This is a genomic window from Intrasporangium mesophilum (assembly GCF_054783095.1).
Window position 1 is genome coordinate 216,348 of sequence record NZ_BAAGRF010000019.1, and the last position, 22,762, is coordinate 239,109.

Genomic DNA, 22,762 nt, shown 5'->3' on the forward strand with positions numbered 1-22,762 from the left:
GACCCAGCGGCATCCCGGCGCGGGCGCCGGCTCCATGGTTCAGCGGCGCATGCGGCCGGTGACGACGCCGACGAGCCCCACGATGAGCAGCATCCCGCCGAAGGCCCCGATCATCGGCGGGCCGACAAGGCGCAGGTTGACGTCGGTGTCGGTGAGGTTGGCCACCAGCACGTAGGCGGCGACGATCATGCTCAGCAGGCCGAGCATGATCGCGCCGGGGCGCGGACCGCGCCGCACGACGACGAGGGCAGGACGGGTCGGCTCCTGCGGTCCCGCCACGGGCGCCGGAGCGGAGGGCGGGGGCAGGTGCGGGAGTCCGCTGCCGGGAAGCGGGTCCGGCTCGGTGACGACATCGTCCGGCACCGGAGTGGCGGGCTCGACCCGGAAGGGCCGGGCGGCAGGCACCTCGCGCGTCGCGGTCGTGGGGATAGGCGACGTCGACTCGGCTGCGACCCGTGACGGCACCGAGCTCGAGGCCGGGCTCGCGGGCGACGTCGGGGCGGACATCTCGGGCCAGCCGAGCTGCGAAGAGAGGCTGGTCGCGCCCACTGGCGCAGCTGGGTCCGGCGTCGGCTCGGCCGTGGGGTCGCTGAACTCCGGCGAGTCGTCGCCAGGGCGGATCTCGTTGTCACTCATGTCAGTTGTCTCCAGTGCGGGAGTCGAGGCTTCGGAGGTCGACTCGACGTCGTTGGTGTCTGTGGTGTCCTGGCGGTCGCGTGCGCGCTCGGGATCGGTCCCTGGCCTGCTCATGACGCGCTCGCCGTGCTGATCTGGATCGAACCGAGGCCGACCTCAGCGTCGACCACGAGGTCGGTGGGCTGGTTCGCGGCGCCGTAGCTGACGGTCTGCTCCCAGTGCACGCCGTCCGTCGTGTACTCGTTGGTGCCGGTCTTCCGCATCCCGGTTTCGATGCTCGGTGCGTTGCTGTCGGTCGCGACGACCTCACCCGCGCGTCCCTTGGAGTTGACGACGACGTGCATGTCCTTCGGGACGACGATGTCGAGCTCGCCCAGGCCGACCGTGGCCTTGACGGTGTCGGTCTCAGGGGTTGTGGCCAGCTCGGACTTGGTCAGCTTGCTCAGGTCGAGCTGGAGGTTGCCCATGGTGACCTGGTAGTCCGTCAGCTGCGAGGCGGAGGTCGGGGCGTAGTCGCGCTCACCGATCTGCCACGGCTGGGTCAGACCCACCGGCGCCGCGGACGCGAAGACCGCGCCGAAGATGCCGAGCCATGCGAACAGGGCCAGGCCGCCGGACCGCCGGCCGGCCATGCCGGCCACGAGGATGCCGAGCCCGAGGACGCCGAGCCCTGCGGCGATGCCGATCGCGATCGGGTTGCCGAGCCAGTCCCCGGCCTTGGCGAGCTGCGTGAACAGGGCGCCGGTGAGGACTGCAGCACCGAGTACGAGCATTCCGGCGGCGAAGCCGATCGAGCGGACGTGCTCGCGGGGGGCGCGAACGGGCGCCGGCTTCGTCCAGGCCGGCCCGGTCGAAGGGGTCGCCGTGCGCTGCCCGGTCATCGCCGCGCCGGCGTTGGCGGCGGCGTTGCCCGTCGAGCCCGTGCCTGTGGACGACCCGGTGCTGCCGGCGTCACTCGAACCCGTGGCCGAGCCGGTCGAGCCGGTCGAGCCGGTCGATCCGCTCCGGCCCTGAGCACCCTCGCTCCATGGCCAGCCGATGAGGTCGCGACCACGGTCGGTGCGGGTGAGGAAGTACCACGAGAGCACCGCGACGAGGATGAAGCCCCCGAACCGCAGGCCCTGCGTGTCGCCACCCCACCAGGGGCCTCCGCCGAGGACCGAGATCGCAGTGACGATGAGCAGGAAGATCGAGCTCCCCTCGCCGTGCTTGAGCGCGCGCTCGATGTGGATCTCGCCGCGCTCGTCCGGCATGAGCAGCCAGAGCGTCAGGTAGAGCGCCACACCCATCCCGAAGAAGATCGAGAAGAGGATGAAGCCCGCACGGACGATGAGCGGGTCGACACCCAGCCAACGGGCCAGGCCCGTCGACACCCCGGCGAACCACTTGCCGTCGGAGCTCCGCACGATCCCCGGACGACGGAGTGCCTCGTAGAAACCGTCCAGACCGTGCCCCTGCTGCGGAGGGGCGCCGTTGCTTTTCGTCATGTCACCAGAGTGTCCGTTCGGTCCGGCGGCAACCATGAGGGTCGACCCTGAACGGACCCTGACGCAACCCCCAAACCCGGCCCCGAGGGTCGCCGCCACCCCCTGAGGTGGGCGAGGATGGAAGCGTGCAGACGGCATACGAGCAGGGTGGAGGCGGGAGCGCGCCGGTCGGCCCGACGTGGCGGACGACGCCCAGGCCTCCCCTCGCGCGTCCACGGGACGGCCGCGTCATCGCCGGCGTCGCCGCCGGAGTGGCGGGGCACCTCGGCCTGCCGGTCGGCTGGGTGCGGATCGGGTTCGTGCTGACGAGCATCCCGTTCGGTGCGGGCCTCGTCGTCTACGTCTTCCTCTGGGCCACGATGCGCGAGGCGCTCGACGTCGACCCGGCCGTCGCGGCCGGCCCGGCCAGCTCGGCGACGACGGCACCTGGCGCCTACGCGGCCACCACCTCCGCACCCCGGCACCGGCTCGACCTCGCGGCGTTGCGCACGTGGCTGCGCAGCGGCAACCAGGCGGTCGTCATCACCCTCCTCGGAGTCGCGGCCCTCGCCGTCGCCGGCGCGCTCTGGCTCGGAAGCGTGGGCTTCAACGTCCACGCCGAGGTGATCCTGCCGATCGTCGCCATCGCCATCGGAGCGATCTTCTTCTGGTCGCAGCTGGACGAGACCGACGCCCTCGGCTCCCGGCGGCCGGTGCGCTGGATCTGGCTCCTGGTCGGGCTGAGCCTGACCATCCTCGGCCTCGTCGGGCTGCTCGTGCGTGGCACGAACCTCGCCGAGCTCGGGCAGGTGGCCGGCGCCGTGCTCGCCGCGCTGGTCGGCGTCACCGTGCTCTGCGCACCGTGGATCCTGCGGCTGTGGAGCAACCTGCGCGTCGAGCAGGCCGCCCGCATCCGGGCCACCGAGCGCGCCGACATCGCCGCGCACCTGCACGACTCGGTGCTGCAGACGCTCGCGCTCATCCAGCGCCAGAGCGGAGACGCCGCGACGGTGGCCCGGCTGGCCCGGGCTCAGGAGCGCCAGCTGCGCACCTACCTCTATGACGAGGACGCCCGCGCGGGCACCCTCGGAGCCGCACTGACCGCCGCGCTCGGTGAGGTCGAGGACCTCCACGGCGTGCCCGTCCAGCTCGTCGTCACCGGCGACCGCCCGATGGACGAGCACCTCGACGCGCTCGTCAAGGCGGTGCGTGAGGCGGCTTGGAACGCCGTACGCCACGGCGAACCACCCGTGAGCGCGTACGTCGAAGTAGGCCCGGACGTCGTGGAGGCGTTCGTCCGCGACCACGGCTCGGGCTTCGACCTCACGGATGTGCCGGACGACCGGGCGGGCGTCCGTGAGTCGATCATCGGGCGGATGGAACGCCACGGCGGGTCGGCCCGGATCCGACGGCGTCCAGACGGCACCGAGGTCGAGCTGCGGCTGCCCGTGTCCGAGCCGGCCCCTGTCTCGAACGGCAAGGACGCCAAGGACGCCAAGGACGCCAAGGACGCCGGCAAGGCCAACGGCGAGGGCAAGGGCCACGGCCGGGCGAACGGGAAGGCCAACGGCCACGTCACGAGCCCGGAGCCCACTGAAGGAGCCGGCGGCACCACAATGGGCGAGACGAACGGCCACGCCACGACACCGGCGAAGCAGAACGAGGAGCAGCCCACATGACCGAGCGGCGGACCATCCGCATCGTCATCGTCGACGACCACCACATGTTCCGCACCGGCGTCCGCGCCGAGCTGACCGCACTGGCGAGCTCGGCGGCATACCGCCTGGAGATCGTCGGCGAGGCCGGGGCCGTCGAGTCCGCGACGCAGGTCATCACCCAGGAGCAGCCTGACGTCGTGCTCCTCGACGTGCACCTCCCGGGCGGCGACGGACACGGCGGCGCCGACGTGATCCGCGCCTGCGCAGCAGTCCAGAACCCTGCGGGCACGCCGGTCCGCTTCCTGGCCCTGTCCGTGTCGGACGCGGCCGAGGACGTCATCGCCGTGATCCGCGCCGGGGCCCGGGGCTATGTGACGAAGACGATCAGTGCCGAGGAGCTGCTCACGGCCATCGGTCGCGTGGCCGATGGCGACGCCGTGTTCAGCCCGCGCCTGGCCGGGTTCGTCCTCGACGCGTTCGGCGCGGCGGCGGGAGAGGTGGCCGAGATCGACGAGGAGCTCGACCGGCTGTCGGCCCGTGAGCGCGAGGTGATGCGCCTCATCGCCCGCGGCTACCAGTACAAGGAAGTCGCGAAGGAGCTCTTCATCTCGGTGAAAACCGTTGAGACACACGTGAGCTCGGTGCTGCGCAAGCTGCAGCTCAGCTCGCGCCACGAGCTGACGGCCTGGGCGATGGGCCGCCGTCTGCTCTAGGCGTGCTCCGGCTAGGCGACGTCGCTGAGGATCACCGGCGTCTCAGCGCTCCGGCGTCGCTGACACCTGTCGACGTCAGTCGCCGCTGCCGCGGGAGAACCGCCGCAGCGCGGTGACGATGATCTCCGGGGCGTCGGTGTGCACCCAGTGCCCGGCGCCCTTGATCGTGAACTGGCGAGTCCGCGGGAAATGCTGCCGCATCCGTTCGGAGTCGGCCTTCTTGATGTATGCCGAGTCGCCACCGGCGATCCAGAGCACCGGACCCGCGAACGCCGGCAGGTCGTCGGCATCGGCGGGCCAGTCAGCGATGCGGGACTCGCGGCCCATCTCGGCGTCGCGCGCGATGAGGTCGAGGTTCGCCTGCCAGTACCACCGAGCGTGCTCGCCAGACCCTTCGCGCCGCAGGTTCTGCAGCAGGAACGCTTTGACCCCGGGGTCGCTCTCCTCGAACCGCGCCTCCGCGTCGGCACGGCTCGTCAGCTCGTCGAGCGGCAGGCGCTTCATCTCGTCGATGTAGCCCTGGAACCGGTCGAGCGACCCGTATCCCTTGGGTGCGATGTCGACGACGACGAGCCGGTCGACGAGGTCGGGATGGCGCAGCGCGAGGAACATCGCCACCTTGCCGCCGAGCGAATGGCCCACGACCATCCAGCGTTCGCCCGGTGCGGCAGCGCGCAGGGTCGCCGCGACGGCGTCGGCGTACCCGTCGAGGGAGAAGGACTGAGACCACGGCGAGCGGCCGTGGTCGGGCAGGTCGACGAGCAGGCAGCGGGCGCGCGACCCGTCCGGTCCGCTCACGGCCTTGGCGATCTGGTTCCAGTTGCGGCCCTGCCCGAAAAGGCCGTGCAGGAAAGCGATCCGGGGCCCCGCGGTGCCCACCGACAGCGTGTTGAGCAGGGCGTTCGCAGAGGCGGGCGAGCTCATGCCGACGAGCCTACGCGTATGCCGTCGGCCTCCTCACCAGCGCCCGCGACCGCCGTGAGGGGTTGCCTGCCGGCCCGTCGTGCGTGACCTCGTGGGACCTCACCGATGCTCGTCGCGGTCGTGAGGGGGATGTAACGGGGGCTTTACGGCTGTCCGCAAAGGGGGCAACACGGCATACCTAGCGTGGTCGCCACGCTCCCGAGAGCGATCCCCGAGCCCCACCGCCCCGAGGAGGACACCCCCGTGAGCACGACCACCGGCAGCTCCACCGGCACGACCGCCGCGACCGCACCCACCACCGAACCCACCACCGAACCCACCACCGACCCCACAGCCGCGTCGAGCACGACACTCGCCCCGTCACGGCCGAACCGGTTCCGCGAGCTCACCGCTCCACGCACCAAGGTGATTCGCGACTGGGACCCCGAGGACACGGCTGCCTGGGACGCGGGCAACAAGAGGGTCGCTCGGCGCAACCTGGTCTGGTCCGTCGCCACCGAGCACATCGGCTTCTCGATCTGGTCCATCTGGTCGGTCATGGTCCTGTTCATGCCGCAGGCCGTCTACGGGTTCACGGCCGCCGACAAGTTCGTCCTCGTCGCCGTCCCGACGCTCGTCGGCGCGTTGCTACGGGTGCCGTACACGATGGCCACAGCGTTCTTCGGCGGCCGCAACTGGGCGATCGTCAGCGGAGTCGCACTCCTCGTGCCGACGCTGCTGACGTGGTGGCTCATGGTCAACCCGGGCCACTCGCTGACGACGTTCCTTCTCGTCGCGGCCCTGGCCGGGCTCGGCGGCGGCAACTTCGCCTCGTCGATGACGAACATCAACGCCTTCTACCCCCAGCGGATGAAGGGCTGGGCACTCGGGCTCAACGCCGGCGGTGGCAACATCGGAGTGCCGGTCATCCAGCTCGTCGGCCTTCTCGTCATCGCGACGCTCGGCAACCGGCGACCCGAGGTCGTCTGCGCCATCTACCTCGTACTCCTCGTCGTCGCAAGCATCGGCGCCGCGATCTTCATGGACAACCTCGACCACCAGACGGCGAACCCGAAGGCGATGCTCGAGGTGCTGCGCCACGGGGACTCGTGGGCGATCTCGCTGCTATACATCGGCACGTTCGGGTCGTTCATCGGCTTCGGCTTCGCCTTCGGCCAGGTGCTGAACCAGACCTTCCTCGCCGGTATGACCGGTGGCGCGACCCCGACGGCCGCGCAGACCTCTTCAGCTGCTCTGCACGCTGCCCAGATCGCCTTCATCGGCCCCCTGCTCGGCTCTGTGAGCCGGGTGTGGGGTGGGCGGTTGGCCGACCGGCGCGGGGGTGCGCTGGTCACGCTCTGGACCTTCGTGGGCCTGGCCGTCGCCGGCGTTCTCGTGACGCTGGCCGCGCGTTCGGACGACGTCACGCCCGGAGCCGCGACCGGCCTTCAGCTGACCGGTCTCATCGGCGGGTTCGTCCTGTTGTTCGTCCTGTCCGGCGTCGGCAACGGCTCGGTCTACAAGATGATCCCGGTGCTCTTCGAGGCGAAGTCGGCCACGATCCCGGGCCCGGACATCGAGCGGACAGCGTGGTCCCGATCGATGTCCGGCGCTCTCATCGGGATCGCCGGGGCGATCGGTGCGCTGGGCGGCGTCCTCATCAACCTCGGGCTGCGCGCCTCCTACCAGGGTGAAAGCCACTCGGCGACTGCCGCCTTCGTCGTCTTCACGCTCTTCTACGTCGGCGCGGCGGCTCTGACCCGGATCAGGTTCCGATGACGGTGACCACACCCAACCTGAGGGCCCCCGCCGAAAGCGTCGGCAGCAGGGAGGCTTGCCCTGAAGGCGTCGCGACCCACTGTGCCTACTGTGGCCTCCAGTGCGCGATGACCCTCTCGGGCACCACCCCCGAGACGCTGACGGTGAGCCCACGGCGCTTCCCGACGAACCGTGGCGGGCTGTGCCAGAAGGGCTGGACCAGCGCCGAGCTGCTGCGCACACCACGGCGGTTGACCACCCCGCTGGTCCGGCGCGGCGGCGAGCTGCACCCGGCGTCGTGGGACGAGGCCCTCGACGTGGTGGCTGACGCGATCGTCCGGACGCAGGCGGCATACGGGCGGGATGCCGTCGCCGTCTTCGGCGGGGGCGGTCTCACAAACGAAAAGGCTTACCAGCTGGGCAAGTTCGCGCGTGCTGTGCTCCGCACCTCACAGATCGACTACAACGGCCGTTGGTGCATGAGCTCGGCTGCCGCGGCCGGCATCAGGTGTTTCGGGCTCGACCGCGGGCTCCCGTTCCCGGTGACGGACATCGGCTCGGCCCACGCGGTCCTGCTGGTCGGCGCCAACCCCGCCGAGACGATGCCGCCGTTCCTTACCCACCTGCTGCGCGCCGCTGACGGCGGGGGTTTGATGGTCGCCGACCCGCGGCTCACACCGACGGCCGCAAAGGCGGTCGACGGTGGGGGCCTGCACCTGCAGCTCCGACCCGGGACCGACGCGGCCCTGGCCCTCGGCATGGTGCATCTCGCGGTGACGGAGGGATATGCCGACCGGGCCTTCATCGCTTCCCGGACCAGCGGGTTCGACGACTTCTGGCCCGTCGCTGCGCAGTGGCTGCCCGAGCGGGTCGAGCGCGTCACCGGTGTCGCCGCGACAACGCTGCGCGCCGCCGTCCGTTCCCTCGCCCGGGCCCGCGACACCGAGCGGGGCGCTTACGTCCTCAGCGCTCGCGGCAGCGAGCAGCACGCGAGTGGGACGGACATGGTGACCGCCTTCATCGCCCTGGCCCTCGCGCTGGGCCTGCCCGGCAACCCCGGCACGGGCTTCGGCACCATCACGGGTCAAGGCAACGGGCAGGGCGGCCGCGAGCACGGGCAGAAAGCCGACCAGCTGCCCGGCTACCGCCGGATCGACGACCCCGCCGCGCGGGAGCACGTCGCGGCGGTCTGGGGCGTCTCGGCTGACGACCTGCCCGGGCCCGGCCGCAGCGCCTTCGAGCTGCTCATGTCGCTCGGGACCAGCGCGGGGCCGCGGGTGCTGCTGGTGCACGGCTCCAACCCGGTCGTGTCGGCGCCGGACGCCGCAGTCGTCTCCCAGCGCCTCGCCGGCCTCGACCTGCTGGTCGTCTCCGACTTCGTGCTCTCGGAGACGGCCGCCGTCGCCGATGTCGTGCTCCCGGTCCTGCAGTGGGCCGAGGAGGAGGGCACGCTGACCAACCTCGAAGGCCGCGTGCTGCGCCGCCGCAGGGCCCTTGCCCCGCCGGCCGGGTGCCGCGGGGAGCTGGAGATCTGGAGCGAGCTGGCGCGTCGCATCGGCTCCTCCGTCTCCCTCTCGACGGACCCGCGCGAGGTCTTCGACGAGCTCCGGCGCGCCTCTGCGGGCGGTCCGGCCGACTACTCGGCGATCACCTGGGACCGGCTCGATGCCGGCGAGGCGCTGCACTGGCCGTGCACCCCGTCCCGCCCCGAGGGCAGCCCACGGCTCTTCCTCGACCGGTTCGCGACTCCCGACGGACGCGCCCGGTTCGTCCCGGTGGACCACGTGGGTCCGGCTGAGGCCGATGATGCCGACTTTCCCCTGGTGGCCACGACCGGCCGCGTGCTGCAGCACTACCAGTCCGGGGCTCAGACGCGTCTCGTCGACGAGCTCAGCAGGGCGGCGGGCGACATGTTCGTCCAGGTCCATCCCGACACCGCGGCCCGCCACGGCGTGCGCGAAGGCCAGCTCGCCGACGTGGTCAGCCGCCGCGGCCGCACCCGCGCGCTCGTCCGCCTCGACGAGGACATGCGTCCCGATGTCGTCTTCCTGCCGTTCCACTGGTCCGGGGACGCCCGCGCCAACTCCCTGACCCACGCCGCGCTCGACCCGACCAGCCGAATGCCGGAGTTCAAGGCATGCGCCGTCCGTCTGGAGGCCGCACCGTGACCGACATCCAGTCCCTGCCGGGGGCGCCCCGCGTACGGCGCATCCTCGTCGTCGGCAACGGCATGGCCGGTGCCCGGCTTGCCGAGGAGCTGCGCCAGCGCGACCCGGAAGCACGGCGTTTCGCCGTGATCGTGGTCGGCGAGGAGCCCCACCCGGCATACAACCGGGTCCTGCTCTCGAACGTCATTGCCGGCGCCATCGCCCCGCGCGAGACGCGCCTTCGGCCCGACGGGTGGTGGGCCACGCGGCGCATCGACGTCGTCACCGGAACGAGGGTCACCGCCGTGGACCCCGACCGCCGCACCGCCACGCTGGCCCCCTCCCCCGACTCCGCCCCGCCGGACGTGCCGTTCGGTGTCGAGGAGCCCGGAGGTACGCCGGGTCGCTCGGTCATCCCGTGGGACGAGCTGGTCTTCGCCACCGGATCGACCCCGTTCGTCCCGCCGATCGCCCGCGCCGACGAGGCGGAGGCCGGGTCGGACGGGGTCGTCGCTTTCCGCACGGTCGATGACTGCCGACGCATCCTCGAGGTCGCCGAGTCGGCCACGACCGCCGTGGTCATCGGCGGCGGCCTCCTCGGCCTGGAGGCGGCCCGAGGTCTGCTCGCCAAGGGGCTGGCAGTGACAGTGGTGCACCCGGCGGACTTCCCCATGGAGCGACAGCTCGACGCCGACGGTGGTGCCGTGCTCGCCCGGGTGGTCCGGGAGCTCGGAGCACGCCTCGTCCTCGGCCGGTTCGTCAGCGAGCGTCGCCGCGCCACGGACGGGTCCCCCACTGTGGTCCTCGATGACGGCACGTCGCTACCCGCGGATCTCGTCGTCGTGTCGGCCGGCGTGCGTCCTCGCGTCGACCTGGCGCGTGCGGCGGGCGTCGAGGTCGACCGGGCCATCGTGGTCGACGACCGCCTGGCGACGTCGGTACCGCACGTCCACGCCATCGGCGAGTGCGCTCAGCACCGTGGAGAGGTGCCGGGCCTGGTCCAGCCCGGATGGGACCAGGCGCGGGTGCTGGCCGACGTGCTCGCCGGCGACCTCGAGGCCACATACGAGGGCACGAACGTCCTGACCCGGCTCAAGGCCCACGACATCGACCTCGCGAGCATGGGGTCCGTCGCCGTGGACGTGCACGATCCGGAGCACGAGGTGCTGGCGTTCACCGATCCCAGCAGGGGCCGCTACGCCAAGCTCGTCCTGCGCTCCGACCGGGTCGTGGGAGCGATCCTGCTCGGGGTCGGGGACGCAGCCGGCCCCCTGACTCAGCTCTACGACACGGGATCGGTCGTCCCGCGCGACCGCCTGGCTCTGCTGCTCGGCCGAGCGGTGGCCCGCGCCGGCGGATCCGACACGGCCAACCTCGCGGCGATGCCCGGCAGCGTCGTCATCTGCCGGTGCAACACGGTCACCAAGTCGGCGATCGTCGGAGCCTACCGGGCCGGGGCCGAGACGGTCAGCGCCGTCGCCGACGCGACTCGCGCCACGACGGGGTGCGGCTCGTGCACGAGCGCTGTCGAGGGGATCTGCTCCTGGCTGCGGTCGTCCGATCCGGACACTCGCGCGCCCGATGGCACTGTCCCCCAAGCGAACTCGACCCTCCCGCCCGCCACGACACCGCTGTCGTCCCCCGCCGCGCTCGCCCCACCGGTGGGCGCCCCGATCGAAGGAGCAGCCTGATGACTGCACCCACCGCCGACTCCTGCAGCGGTCGAACCCCCACCCGCACCGCGGTCGTCGTCGGCCACGGCATGGTCGGCCACCGGTTCGTCGAGGCCCTGCGCTCGCGCGACGCGGACAGCACGTGGAGGGTCGTCGTGCTCGCGGAGGAGGCGGAAGCGGCATACGACCGGGTTGGGCTGTCGTCCTACGTCGGCGCGTGGGACCGACCGGCGCTGGCGCTGGCGAACAACACGTATGCCGGCGACGACCTCGTCGACCTGCGGCTCGGCACGCGAGCGGAGCAGGTCGACCGCGAGACCCGGACCGTGACGGCGAGCACCGGCGACAAGGTCGGCTACGACGCGCTCGTGCTCGCCACCGGGTCGTACCCGTTCGTGCCGCCTGTGCCAGGGCACGACGCCGAAGGCTGCTTCGTCTACCGGACCCTCGACGACCTCGACGGCATCCGGACCCGCGCCGAGATGGCCATCGCCCGGGCACGAGCCGAGGGACGCGAGGCGAACGGCCTCGTCGTCGGCGGAGGGCTGCTCGGGCTCGAGGCAGCCAACGCGCTGCGGCTGCTGGGCCTGACGCCGCACGTGGTCGAGTTCGCACCGCGGCTCATGCCGCTCCAGGTTGACGAGGGTGGTGGCGCAGTCCTGGCCCGACTCATCGGCGCTCTCGGCGTGCAGGTCCACACCGGCACCGGGACGAGCTCGATCGCGCCGCAGGACGACGGCCGCCTGGCGGTCGAGCTGTCCGACGGCACAGCGCTGCTCACCGACCTCGTCGTCTTCTCCGCAGGAGTCCGCCCCGCCGACGCCGTGGCACGCGCGGCAGGTCTCGAGGTCGGCGCCCGCGGAGGCGTCGTCACCGACGCGGCCTGCCGCACGAACGACGAGTCCGTCTGGGCCGTCGGCGAGGTCGCCGCGGTCGAGGGTCGCTGCTACGGGCTCGTCGCGCCCGGCTACACGATGGCCGAGGTCGTGGCCGACCGGCTGCTCGGCGGCGAGGCCACCTTCCCCGGCGCGGACCTGTCGACCAAGCTCAAGCTCCTCGGCGTCGACGTCGCGTCCTTCGGCGACGCTATGGGCACGACGCCGGGCGCGCTGGAGATCGTCCACACCGACGCCACGAAGGGCACCTATGCCAAGCTCGTGCTGAGCGACGACGCGAGGACCCTGCTCGGCGGCATCCTGGTCGGCGACGCGACGGCATACACGACGCTCAAGGCGTATGTGGGGCGTGAGGTGCCCGGCGACCCAGCCACGCTCATCTCTCCCGCGGGCGCCGACCTCGGCGCGGACGCGCTGCCGGACGACGCGGTCATCTGCTCGTGCAACAACGTCACGAAGGGCTCGATCTGTGGCGCCATCGGCGAGGGCGCGTGCGACCTGGCGGCGATCAAGGGGTGCACGAGCGCTGGGACGACCTGCGGAGGCTGTCTCCCCACAGTCAAGAAGCTCCTCGTCGACTCCGGCGTCGAGCTGTCGAAGGGCCTGTGCGAGCACTTCGAGCAGAGCCGCGCCGAGCTCTTCGAGATCGTCGCATCGACCGGGATCCGGGCCTTCTCCGAGCTGGTCAGCCGCTACGGCACCGGCACCGGGTGTGAGATCTGCAAGCCCACCATCGCCTCGATCCTGGCGTCGACGAGCAGCGACCACATCCTCGACGGTGAGCAGGCAGCTCTGCAGGACAGCAACGACCACTTCCTCGCGAACATCCAGCGGAACGGCACCTACTCGGTCGTGCCCCGTATGCCGGGTGGCGAGGTGACGGCCGAGCAGCTCATCGAGATCGGCCAGATCGCAAGAGACTTCGGCCTCTATCTCAAGGTGACCGGGGGGCAGCGGATCGACATGTTCGGCGCTCGCGTCGAGCAGCTGCCCGCGATCTGGCGGCGCCTCGTCGACGTCGGCATGGAGTCGGGGCAGGCGTACGGCAAGTCCCTGCGGACGGTGAAGTCGTGCGTCGGGTCGAGCTGGTGCCGCTATGGCGTCCAGGACTCGGTCGGGATGGCGGTCGAGCTCGAGCATCGCTACCGAGGTCTCCGGTCACCGCACAAGCTGAAGCTCGGGGTGTCCGGCTGCGCTCGCGAGTGCGCCGAGGCCCGGGGCAAGGACGTCGGGGTGATCGCGACGGACAAGGGCTGGAACCTCTACGTCTGCGGCAACGGCGGCCAGACGCCCACGCACGCCGTGCTGCTCGCGAGCGACCTCGACGCGGACACGCTCGTGCGCTACATCGACCGGTTCCTCATGTTCTACGTCCGGACCGCCGACCGGCTGCAGCGGACGGCGCCGTGGCTGGAGTCGCTTGAGGGCGGTCTGGACCACCTGCGGGCCGTCGTCTGCGAGGACTCGCTGGGGATCGCGGCTGACCTGGAGGCGGCGATGGCCAGTCACGTGGCCGGCTACCGGGACGAGTGGAAGGCGGTGCTCGACGACCATGAGAAGCTCGCGCGGTTCGTGTCCTTCGTCAACGCACCCGACGAGCCCGACCCGACGATCGCCTTCGACACCTCCGGCGCGCGCACCGTGCCCGTCATGCTCGGGATGCCGACCACCAAGGTCCCGAGCTGAGCTCTGGCAGAAGGGAACTCACCATGGCTACTCTCACTGCGCCAGTGCGGCCGCGTGCCGTTGTCCGTCCGGGTGTGCTGCCTGCTCCCGGGGCGCGGCGCTGGGTCGACGCCTGTCCGGTGGACACGCTCGTGCCGGGGCGCGGCGTCGCCGTACTGCTGTCCGGCGGTGCCCAGGCAGCCGTGTTCCTCCTGCCGAACGGGATGATCTACGCGGTCGACAACATCGACCCGTATGCCGGCGCCGCCGTCCTGTCACGTGGGCTCACCGGCGACCGCGCCGGCGAGCCCACGGTGGCCTCGCCCCTGCTCAAGCAGGTGTTCTCGATCCGCACCGGGGTGGCACTCGACGACCCCTCGGTCGCAGTGACGACGTATGCCGTCCGCGTCCAGAGCGGGGTCGTGCGGGTCGGCGTCCCCCTCCCCGCAGCGTCGAGTGGCCTCCCCGCCACTGCTGCCCCGTGAGTCCTGAGCCGCATGAGACCGCGCGGCCACTCGACGAAGGGGTTCGGGGACCCGGTCCCACACCCCCAACCGTCCGGATGCCCCCGGCCCCCTCCCCGTCGAGTGGCCGCTCCGTCCCAACCGTCACGGCGAACGCGTCGCAGGGCGGCGCGAACCGCCTCGTCCACGGACGTCGTGGGCCGACCGATGAGCCGGCTCAGGTCACCGGAGTCGGTGAACAGGGCACCCGCGCGGATGCCGCGGTCACCGTCGGCCAGCGCGGCGGCATACGGCCCCGGCAGACCCGCTGCGACCAGAGCGTCCGTGAGCTCTGCCTCCGACAGGTCCCGGTAGGCGACCTCTCGCGCGCCTGCCACGCTCACGGCAGAAGCGAGCTCAGCCATCGTGAACGACTCGTCGCCACCGAGCTCGTATGCCGCTCCCTCGTGCCCGTCGCCCGTGAGCACGGCCGCCGCGGCCGCGGCGAAGTCGGCTCGCGTGGCTGCGCTGACCCGGCCGTCACCCGCCGCGCCGAGCAGCACACCGCGCTCGACCAGTCCAGGCACCTGGCCGGTGTAGTTCTCCAGGTACCACGAGTTGCGGAGGAAGACGAAGGGGATGCCGGAGGCGGCGATGACCTCCTCCGTCTCCCGATGTTCCTGGGCCAGAACGAGATCCGAGGTCGGAGCGTGCACGATGCTCGTGTAGGCCAGGAGGCGGACCCCCGCGCGCTTGGCAGCCTCGACGACGTTCCGGTGCTGGGCGACGCGGCGCCCGGTGTCAGTGCCGGACACGAGCAGCAGGCGGTCGACGCCGGCCAGGGCAGCGTCCAGAGAGGCCGCGTCGTCGTAGTCGGCTCGCCGCACCTCCACACCGCGCGCAGCCAGGTCGGCGACGGACTCGGGGCGACGGGACGTGGCGACGATCTCGGCGGCGGGGGTGCCGGCATCGAGCAGCGCCTCGACGACGAGTCGGCCGAGGTGTCCGCTTGCGGCGGTGACGAGCAGGGTCATGAGGTCCTCCGTGGGAGTGTGATGGAAGGGGTCTGGCCTTCCCGGCAACGACGAGTGCGGAGGCATACTTCCCACAAGTTAGTACCCACTTTGAAGTAAGGTACTGACGTGACAGTTAGTCAGAGCCTGCGACGCCACTTTCCCGACGGCGTCTTCGCTGCCGGCTGCCCCAGCCGGGTCGTGCTCGACCACGTGTCGAGCAAGTGGGGCACGCTGGTGCTCCTCGCGCTCGCGGAGGGCGACTCGCTCCGGTGGAGCGAGCTGCGCCGGCGCGCCGAGGGCGTCAGCGAGAAGATGCTCGCCCAGACCTTGCGGACCCTCGAGGCCGACGGCCTGGTCGACCGCGACGCCCGGCCCGTCGTCCCGCCCCATGTCGAGTACTCCCTGACTCCGCGGGGCCGGGAGCTCGCCGACCGCCTTGTCCCGCTGATGGACTGGATCGCCGAGCATGCGCCCGCGATCCTCGACGACGCGCAGGCAGGGGCACGCCGCTGACAGCGGGCGGCGCGGCGGGTCCTTCGCGGAGCCGGGTCGCCGAAGGCGGCGCGGCCGCTCACACGTTGAGGCGGTAGCCCCGGCGCACCACCGTCTGCACGAGGTCGCGGTCGGGCAGGGCGGCGCGCAGCCGGCTCACGGCCATGTCGAGGGCGTGCTCGTTCTCGGCCTCGGGCAGCTCGTCGAGCAGCCGCTCGCGGGTGCACACCGCTCCCGGGTCCGCCATCAGGGCCGCGAGCATCGCGCGCGGGCCTCGGGCGAGCGTCACGGTCTCGCCGCCGAACGTGACGACGCGGCCGTGCACGTGCAGCGGCCCGAGCGCCGTCTGGACGTCCTCGACGCCGTTCAGGGTCAGGTGCTCGACCACTGTGCGAATCAGCGCCCCCATCCGAAACCGTTCCGGCACAATCGGACTCACGCCGAGGTCGAGTAGTGGCGCCGCCGTCACCGGGCCGACCGCGGCTGCAGTCACCCCACAGCGCAGCGCGTCGACGAGCACGCCGTCCATGCCCAGCTGTGCCGCCGCCGAGACGAGCCCGTCGACGGCGGGTGCTGACGTGAACGTGACGACATCGACCTCCCTGGCGGCGACCGCCGCCACGAGCCGTCCCAGACGGCTCTCGTCGGTGGGCCGGACCCATCGGTAGGGCGCCACCGTCAGCACCTGCGCCCCCGCCGAGCGCAGCCGCTCGAGCTGCTCGACGTCCTCGAACCCGTGCAGCTGGACGGCAACCCGCTTGCCCACAACACCCGACTGCAGAGCGAGGCTCACCGTCGAGGCCGTCCGCTCGTCGTCGGCGATGCCGTCGTCGTCGTGCCCTGCGGCTCGGACGGCGCCGCGCGCCTTCGGACCACGCACGATGATGCGCGCCCGTTCGAGCGTGCGAGACAGGTCCTCCCCGAGGCCGGCAGCGTCGGCGCACTCCACCCAGCGCCTGAAGCCGTATGCCGTCGTGACGATGACGACGTCGGGCCGGCTCTCGATGATGGCTCGCGTGTCGCCGATGAGCACCTCATCCTCGTCGATGGGGGCGATCCGCACAGCCGGAGCGTGGATCACCTCCGCGCCGCGGCGCACGAATGCGTCGATGAGGTCGTGGGACCGGCGGTCCGAGGTCACTGCAATCCGGAATCCCTCGAGCACGGGACCCGTCGTCTCGACCTTCGACGCATCGGGATCGGGGCCGGTCAGCTGCGCCGACCAGGCGGTCGTCGGGTGGTCGCGGTGGGGCGCGGAGCTCATGCACGGCCTCCTTCCGTCGTCGGCTCGTGTCGCAGCGCGGCCTCGAGCTGCCAGCTCGTCGTTCCACACTAGGCAGTGTGTGTTTCCGCGGCGTTTCGGCCAGGCGAGGTGGCGGTAACGGCGGCCTCACCCTCGACCGGCACAGCCGTGCGGCAGGCTCACCTGTCACAGTGCTGCCATGACCAGCGTGCCGGACGCGCCACCACAACCGCTACCGCCCGTCCTCGTCGCGTCCTCGCACGGGACGGCATCCCCCGACGGGCAGGCCTCCGTCGATGCGCTGGTGCGTGCCGTGGCCTCCCGAAGACCGGACCTGGACGTGCTGGCGGCCTTCGTGGACGTCCAGCGGCCCGACCCCGCGGCGGTGCTGCGCGCGCTGCCGGCCGGGCGGGCCGCGCGGCTGGTGCCGTTGCTGCTGTCCGCCGGCTACCACGTCTTCGTCGACCTCACCGAGGCCGCCGCCGCTGCACCGGACGCGTCGGTGGCCCCGGCCCTGGGCCCGGACGACCGGCTCGCAGAGCTGCTCCGTGCTCGGCTGGTGGCTTCGGGGCTGCGGGACGACGACGTCGTCGTGCTCGGTGCGGCCGGCTCGTCCGAGCCGTCGGCCGTCGAGGACTGCCGGACCATCGCGGTCACCCTGGGCCGCCTGGTCGCGCGCGACGTGACCGTCGGCTTCCTGTCCGCGGCTCAGCCGAGGCTTGCGGACGCCGTTGCAGCACAACGCGTTCCGGGTCGCAGAGTCGTCGTGGCAACCTACCTCCTGGCACCGGGCTACTTCGCCGACCAGGCTGCCGCATCCGGGGCCGACGTTGTCACCGCGCCTCTGCTCATGCCCGACGAGCCGCCCGCGCCGGACCTCGTGGACATCGTCATCGAGCGCTACCTCGCCTGATCCTGACGCCGCGTCCCGAGCCGGCCTTCCTCCCCATCTCTGGGCAGCGCGGGCGCTGCCAGGGTCCGCCAGAGACCGCTCAGGGCGAGCTGGACATTCGTGACGACTTGCAACGCCACCAGGGTCACCGGCCAGAGCGCCGCCGCCATAGCGGGCGCTGCGTCGAGCGGCGCCCAGGCAGCGACGGCGAACCGTGCGACCGCGTCGAGGACGAACGCCGCCGCCCACACGACCGTCGTCGCACGCCAGGCTCGCCGGAAGCGCGGCTCCGCCTCGTAGATCTCGTCCCACGGCTCGGGTCTCGGTGCGACCAACCCGCGCCGGCCGGCCCACACCCGTCGACCCTCTAGGAGGGGCCGGGCGAAGGTGAAGGTCATTGGACGTCGACCGGCCAGGCTCGCGAGGAAGGCCAGTCCCCAGGCGAGGGTCAGCCAGCCGTCGCGCGCCAGCGCCACACGAGGGCTGCCTGACCAGAGCGAGAGCCCAGCCGTCGCGAGCGCCGTTGCGGCTACGGCGATCCCGAGGCCGTCGAACTCGTGGCGGCGCGCCAGCTGGACGCCGACGCTGACGGTGGGCACCAGCGCGGAGGCGACGAGCGCTGGCAGCACCTCGACCCCGGCTGCCCGCAGAACGTAGAACAGCACGACGGGGACGCCGAGGTCGACGAAGAGTCGGAGCACCTGTCGGCCGGCCATCAGTCGCTCGTCGTCGCGAGCCGGAAGACCATGACGACCTCGTCGGCATAGCCGGCTGGGTCGAGGTCGGGACCGCTCTGGAGCAGGAAGGGCAGCCCGTCGACGGCCCGTTGGACCAGGGCTGCCATGACAACGACGTCGAAGTCGCGGAACTCCCCCGCCTCCTGACCGTCGCGAAGGATCTGCTCGAGAGGTGAGACGGCGGCGGCCTCGTCTTTCGCGTCGTACTGGAACCCGCCCCCGAGGAAGATCGCGGTGAGCGCCCGCATCCGCTCTGGATGGTCGGCGATGAAGGCGACGTTGGCGCGCACGTACGTCTCGAGAGCCTGTGCGGGCGAGCGAGCGGCGCTCATGCGCTGCCCCGTCCACGCGCTGATGTCACGCACGTAGTCCTCGACGATCTGGGCCAGCAGGTCTGCGCGCCCGTCGAAGTGGTACGAGATGAGACCGACGCTGGAGAGGCCGGCACGCTCGGCGATACGCGCGAACGACGCACCCGCCAGCCCGCGCTCGGCGATGGTCGCGACCGCCGCATCGACGATCTGCTCCCGCCGGGCGCGCTGCGTCACGGACGCTTCCACATCGCGCCGTCTTGCATGCATGTGCAAACTCTAGCTCACCGATGCAAAAAGGTGGTCGCGAAACGGGCCGTCGTCGGGTTGGGCCACGGGGCACGGAGGGCACGGCGGGCGCGGACGGATGGGACGGCATACTCGGGTGAGCTCCTGCCTCACCATCGAACCGAGGATGTATGCCGCCCACCCCCGCGCGCACGTACGTGACCCTCGCGGGTCCTGCCCGGGCGGAGATCGAGGTGCGGCGGTCGCGGTTCGTCTGCGACGTCTCGCCGGCGACGTCCGAGGACGAGGCGCGGGCGCTCATAGAGTCGGTGCGGGCGGCGAGCCGCGACGCCCGGCATCACTGCACCGCATTCGTGCTCGGGCCAGATGGTGCGACCCAGCGCAGCAACGACGACGGTGAGCCATCCGGCACGGCAGGTGCGCCGATGCTCGAGGTGCTGCGGGGGCGCGGGCTCACCGACGTCGTCGCCGTGGTGACGCGCTGGTTCGGCGGGACACTGCTCGGCACCGGCGGCCTGATCCGCGCGTACGGCGACTCGGTCAGCGCCGCGCTCGACGGGTCCACACCACTGACCCGCACCCTGCGCGACGGGCTCGTCGTCGAGGTCGACCACGCGGCGGCTCCCCGCGTCGAGCATGCGTTGCGGGGGCTGCCGGACGTGGACGTGCGCACGGTCGACTACCTCGCCGACGGCGTCCGGCTCGAGCTGGCGGCGGCGCCCGATGCGGCCGGTGCGGTCACGGGCGCGGTGGCCGCCCTCACTTCCGGACGGGGGCGGATCTCCCCCGGAGAGCCGAGCTGGGTCGACCTCCCCGGCCCGACCTGAGGTCAGGCGTCCCGCCGGACACACCACGTCGTGCACTGAGGCGCTCCCCCCGCACGTCCGGCAGCTCCCGGGGAGCTTCCTATGTCGGACGGGACGCCAGGTCCTACGAAAGGGGACCTACCGCGGGTGGGCGCGGCATACGTCAAGATGGGTGCCATGGCCCTGCACCTTGCCTCGACCGACGCCGCCAACGAGCTGCTCGAACGCGACCCGCTCGCCCTCCTGCTCGGCATGCAGCTCGACCAGCAGATCCCTATGGAGAAGGCCTTCACCTCTCCGAGCGTGCTCGCCGAGCGCATGGGCGTGCCCGCGGGCGGGCGCCTCGACGCGGCGACGATCGCCGCCCTGCCGCCGGAGACCCTGCTCGAGTACTTCCGGACGCCGCCCGCGCTGCACCGGTTCCCGGGCTCGATGGCCACCCGCACCCAGCAGCTCTGCCAGGCGCTGGTCGACGAGTGGGGTGGTGACGCCGCCAACGTCTGGGCCGGCGTGACCAGCGGCGACGAGCTCGTGCGCCGGATCGGCAGCCTGCCGGGTTTCGGTGACCAGAAGGCCAAGATCTTCGCCGCGCTGCTCGCCAAGCGCTTCGGCGTCGCCCCCGAGGGGTGGCAGGAGGCGAGCGGTGACTACGGCCAGCCCGGGCACCGCTCCATCGCCGACGTCGTCGACGCGGAGTCACGTCTCAAGGTGCGCGAGTACAAGAAGGCCAAGAAGGCAGAGGCCAAGCAGAACGCCTGAGCCGCAGGCAGATTCCCGGCTCAGTCGGTGAGGAAGGCGAGCAGGTCGGCTCGGGTCAGGATGCCGACGGGCTTGCCGTCGTCGATCACCAGGATCGCGTCGCTGGCCTGGAGCTCCTTGCGCGCGGCCGAGACCGGCGACCCGGCGCCGACGAGCGGGAGCCCCGGCTCCATGTGCTTCTCCACGGAGTCGGCGAGGTGCGCGCGGCCGGTGAAGAGCGCGTCGAGCAGGACTCGCTCGCTGACCGACCCGGCCACCTCGCCGGTCATGACGGGCGGCTCGGCCTTGACGACGGGCATCTGCGAGACGCCGTACTCCTGCAGGATGTGGACGGCGTCGCGGATCGTCTCGTTCGGGTGGGTGTGCACGAGCGCCGGCATGTCGCCCGACTTGGTGCGCAAGACGTCCCCGACGGTCTGCTCGGTGTGGTCGGACAGGAAGCCGTACGAGTGCATCCAGTCGTCGTTGAAGATCTTCGACATGTAGCCGCGACCCGAGTCGGGCAGGAGCACGACGACGACGGCGTCCTCGGGAAGGTCCTTGGCCGCGCGGATCGCCGCGACGACCGCCATGCCGCAGGAGCCCCCGACGAGCAGGCCCTCCTCGCGCGCGAGCCGGCGGGTCATCGAGAAGGAGTCGGCGTCGGAGACCGCGATCACGTCGTCGACGACCGATGGGTCGTAGGCGCCCGGCCAGAAGTCCTCGCCGACGCCTTCGACGAGGTAGGGGCGACCGGTGCCGCCGGAGTACACCGAGCCTTCGGGGTCGGCCGCGATGTTGCGCACCGCGCCGCCGGAGACCTCCTTGAGGTACTTGCCTGTGCCACTGATGGTGCCGCCGGTGCCGGCGCCGGCGACGAAGTGGGTCACCCTGCCGTCGGTGTCGCGCCAGATCTCAGGCCCGGTCGTGAGGTAGTGGCTGTTGGGGCCCTCCGGGTTGTAGTACTGGTTGGGCTTCCAGGCCCCGTCGATCTCGCTGACCAGCCGGTCCGACACGGAGTAGTAGGAGTCGGGGTGGTCGGGGGCGACCGCGGTCGGGCAGACGACGACCTCCGCGCCGTAGGCGCGCAGCACGTCACGCTTGTCCTGGCTCACCTTGTCGGGGCACACGAACACGCACTTGTACCCGCGGCGCTGGGCCACCAGCGCCAGGCCCACGCCGGTGTTGCCGCTCGTCGGCTCGACGATGGTGCCACCCGGCTTGAGCAGGCCGTCGCGCTCGGCCGCCTCGACCATGCGCAGGGCGATCCGGTCCTTGACCGACCCACCTGGGTTGAAGTACTCGATCTTGGCCAGCACGGTGCATCTCACCCCGGCGTCGGTGACGACCGGGCCGAGCTTGACCAGGGGGGTGTTTCCTACGAGGTCCACGACGTTCTCTGCGTACTTCACCGCTCCATCCTAGGAGGGCCGTCCCAGCCCGTGAGACCGGCCCGACGAGCCCTCGAGCCGTATGCCGGGTGGCGCCGGGCCGTATGCCGGGTGGCCCGGCGGGCCGTATGCCGAGTGGCCAGGCGAGCCGTGTGCCGGGTGGCCCGGGTGAGTCTGCACGCTCTCCCGAGCGCCTTGACTGGATCGAACATGTGTTCGAACATGGAGTGGTGCCCGCAACCCGCATCCCGACCTCGACCCGCCGCCTGACGGCGCGCGGCGACGGGCGCGAGCACACGGTGAGGCAGCTGCAGGACCGCATCCACGGGATGCAGGAAGGGCTGCCCCGACACCCGGTCGCGACGCATCCGGCGCTGACCGGGCTCGTCGACCTGCGCACCGGCGGCGCCTATGAGGTGGACAGTGCCGGCCTGGCGCTGGCGCTGCTCGCGCAGCCTTCCCGCGAGGGCTCGTGGGTGGCCGTCATCGGCGTCCGTGACTTCGGCGTCGAGGCCGCCGCCGAGCTCGGCATCGACCTGAGCAGGACCGTGCTCGTGCCCGACCCGGGCGACCTGTGGCTCGAGGCGACAGCCGCGCTCGTCGACGTCGTCACGATGGTCCTGCTGCGTCCGCCGGCCGGGGTGAGCGCTCGCACCGCGAGCCGGGTGGGCGCCCGGCTGCGCAAACGGTCCGCGGTGCTGGTGAGCTGGGGCAGCTGGCCGGGCAGCGAGGCACGGCTGTCCGTGGAGACATCGTCGTGGACCGGGCTGGACCAGGGTCACGGCCGCCTGGACCGCCGTCGGATGGTGGTCGCGGTGAGCCGTGGTTCCGCGCCGGCGCAGCGGGTGGAGCTGGAGCTCGGCCCGAGCACCGGGCTTTCGCGCGTCGATCCGGAGCCGGCGCTCGCCATGGTCCGCGAGGTGGGCTGA

General features: G+C 71.8%; 20 protein-coding genes and 1 pseudogene. 12 read left to right on the plus strand and 9 right to left on the minus strand.

What is annotated here, in order from left to right:
- Positions 1-39: 39 nt before the first annotated feature.
- Positions 40-636 (minus strand): hypothetical protein, encoded by a 597-nt coding sequence (locus ACYVLP_RS17265; RefSeq protein WP_460628566.1) that lies wholly within the window; start codon positions 634-636, stop codon positions 40-42.
- A gap of 110 nt (positions 637-746) precedes the next feature.
- A complete protein-coding gene (locus ACYVLP_RS17270) occupies positions 747-2,123 on the minus strand; it encodes a PspC domain-containing protein (RefSeq protein ID WP_460628567.1) in 1,377 nt (458 codons plus the stop codon).
- A gap of 125 nt (positions 2,124-2,248) precedes the next feature.
- Here ACYVLP_RS17270 and ACYVLP_RS17275 point away from each other — a divergent pair, with 125 nt between their 5' ends.
- Positions 2,249-3,781: an ATP-binding protein gene (locus ACYVLP_RS17275; RefSeq protein ID WP_460628568.1), complete on the plus strand. Its 1,533-nt coding sequence runs from the start codon at positions 2,249-2,251 to the stop codon at positions 3,779-3,781.
- A complete protein-coding gene (locus ACYVLP_RS17280; protein ID WP_452271613.1) occupies positions 3,778-4,473 on the plus strand; it encodes a LuxR C-terminal-related transcriptional regulator in 696 nt (231 codons plus the stop codon). Before ACYVLP_RS17275 ends, ACYVLP_RS17280 begins: the two co-directional genes overlap by 4 nt.
- 75 nt (positions 4,474-4,548) lie before the next feature.
- Here the strand turns inward: ACYVLP_RS17280 and ACYVLP_RS17285 are convergent, their stop codons facing one another.
- A complete protein-coding gene (locus tag ACYVLP_RS17285) occupies positions 4,549-5,397 on the minus strand; it encodes an alpha/beta fold hydrolase (protein WP_460628569.1) in 849 nt (282 codons plus the stop codon).
- Positions 5,398-5,640: 243 nt separating this feature from the next.
- Between ACYVLP_RS17285 and ACYVLP_RS17290 the strand changes: the two genes are divergently transcribed.
- Genes ACYVLP_RS17290 through nirD form a run of 5 tightly spaced genes read left to right on the plus strand, consistent with a single transcriptional unit; the run spans position 5,641 to position 14,000 of the window.
- A complete protein-coding gene (locus ACYVLP_RS17290) occupies positions 5,641-7,155 on the plus strand; it encodes a nitrate/nitrite transporter (protein ID WP_460628570.1) in 1,515 nt (504 codons plus the stop codon).
- Positions 7,152-9,302 carry a molybdopterin oxidoreductase family protein gene (locus ACYVLP_RS17295; protein WP_460628571.1) on the plus strand — a complete coding sequence of 717 codons (2,151 nt, stop codon included), beginning with the start codon at positions 7,152-7,154 and terminating at the stop codon, positions 9,300-9,302. The genes ACYVLP_RS17290 and ACYVLP_RS17295 overlap by 4 nt, the downstream gene beginning before the upstream one ends.
- Complete coding sequence (locus tag ACYVLP_RS17300; protein WP_460628572.1) at positions 9,299-10,972, plus strand: FAD-dependent oxidoreductase; 1,674 nt, start codon at positions 9,299-9,301, stop codon at positions 10,970-10,972. Before ACYVLP_RS17295 ends, ACYVLP_RS17300 begins: the two co-directional genes overlap by 4 nt.
- Positions 10,972-13,536, plus strand: a complete 2,565-nt coding sequence (gene nirB, locus ACYVLP_RS17305) for a nitrite reductase large subunit NirB (RefSeq protein WP_460628573.1) — start codon at positions 10,972-10,974, stop codon at positions 13,534-13,536. The genes ACYVLP_RS17300 and nirB overlap by 1 nt, the downstream gene beginning before the upstream one ends.
- A gap of 23 nt (positions 13,537-13,559) precedes the next feature.
- On the plus strand, positions 13,560-14,000 hold the full coding sequence (nirD, locus tag ACYVLP_RS17310; protein ID WP_460628574.1) for a nitrite reductase small subunit NirD: 441 nt from the start codon (positions 13,560-13,562) through the stop codon (positions 13,998-14,000).
- Positions 14,001-14,266: 266 nt separating this feature from the next.
- Here nirD and ACYVLP_RS17315 read toward each other — a convergent pair.
- A pseudogene (locus tag ACYVLP_RS17315) lies at positions 14,267-15,058 on the minus strand (NAD(P)H-binding protein); the annotation flags it as partial.
- Between the two features lie 42 nt (positions 15,059-15,100).
- Between ACYVLP_RS17315 and ACYVLP_RS17320 the strand changes: the two are divergent.
- On the plus strand, positions 15,101-15,487 hold the full coding sequence (locus ACYVLP_RS17320; protein WP_460628575.1) for a winged helix-turn-helix transcriptional regulator: 387 nt from the start codon (positions 15,101-15,103) through the stop codon (positions 15,485-15,487).
- 58 nt (positions 15,488-15,545) lie between these two features.
- On the opposite strand, the gene ACYVLP_RS17325 is transcribed toward ACYVLP_RS17320, so the two are convergent.
- Complete coding sequence (locus ACYVLP_RS17325) at positions 15,546-16,730, minus strand: uroporphyrinogen-III synthase (protein ID WP_460628576.1); 1,185 nt, start codon at positions 16,728-16,730, stop codon at positions 15,546-15,548.
- Positions 16,731-16,908: 178 nt separating this feature from the next.
- Between ACYVLP_RS17325 and ACYVLP_RS17330 the strand changes: the two genes are divergently transcribed.
- On the plus strand, positions 16,909-17,622 hold the full coding sequence (locus ACYVLP_RS17330) for a sirohydrochlorin chelatase (RefSeq protein ID WP_460628577.1): 714 nt from the start codon (positions 16,909-16,911) through the stop codon (positions 17,620-17,622).
- On the opposite strand, the gene ACYVLP_RS17335 is transcribed toward ACYVLP_RS17330, so the two are convergent.
- Complete coding sequence (locus ACYVLP_RS17335; protein ID WP_460628578.1) at positions 17,610-18,317, minus strand: VC0807 family protein; 708 nt, start codon at positions 18,315-18,317, stop codon at positions 17,610-17,612. The two genes, ACYVLP_RS17330 and ACYVLP_RS17335, sit on opposite strands and share 13 nt — an antisense overlap.
- Positions 18,317-18,919 carry a TetR/AcrR family transcriptional regulator gene (locus ACYVLP_RS17340; RefSeq protein ID WP_460628579.1) on the minus strand — a complete coding sequence of 201 codons (603 nt, stop codon included), beginning with the start codon at positions 18,917-18,919 and terminating at the stop codon, positions 18,317-18,319. The genes ACYVLP_RS17335 and ACYVLP_RS17340 overlap by 1 nt, the downstream gene beginning before the upstream one ends.
- Before the next feature lie 149 nt (positions 18,920-19,068).
- Here ACYVLP_RS17340 and ACYVLP_RS17345 point away from each other — a divergent pair, with 149 nt between their 5' ends.
- Together ACYVLP_RS17345 and ACYVLP_RS17350 are read left to right on the plus strand one after the other, a co-directional pair.
- Complete coding sequence (locus ACYVLP_RS17345) at positions 19,069-19,725, plus strand: IMPACT family protein (RefSeq protein ID WP_460628580.1); 657 nt, start codon at positions 19,069-19,071, stop codon at positions 19,723-19,725.
- A gap of 156 nt (positions 19,726-19,881) precedes the next feature.
- Complete coding sequence (locus ACYVLP_RS17350) at positions 19,882-20,463, plus strand: HhH-GPD-type base excision DNA repair protein (RefSeq protein ID WP_460628581.1); 582 nt, start codon at positions 19,882-19,884, stop codon at positions 20,461-20,463.
- 20 nt (positions 20,464-20,483) lie between these two features.
- Here ACYVLP_RS17350 and ACYVLP_RS17355 read toward each other — a convergent pair whose 3' ends face one another.
- The gene (locus ACYVLP_RS17355) at positions 20,484-21,854 is read right to left on the minus strand and encodes a cystathionine beta-synthase (protein ID WP_460628582.1); all 1,371 of its coding nucleotides are present in this window, start codon (positions 21,852-21,854) and stop codon (positions 20,484-20,486) included.
- Between the two features lie 9 nt (positions 21,855-21,863).
- Complete coding sequence (locus ACYVLP_RS17360) at positions 21,864-22,013, minus strand: hypothetical protein (protein ID WP_460628583.1); 150 nt, start codon at positions 22,011-22,013, stop codon at positions 21,864-21,866.
- A 50-nt stretch (positions 22,014-22,063) separates the two neighbouring features.
- On the opposite strand from ACYVLP_RS17360, the gene ACYVLP_RS17365 reads away from it, so the two are divergent.
- The gene (locus tag ACYVLP_RS17365; protein ID WP_460628584.1) at positions 22,064-22,762 is read left to right on the plus strand and encodes a hypothetical protein; all 699 of its coding nucleotides are present in this window, start codon (positions 22,064-22,066) and stop codon (positions 22,760-22,762) included.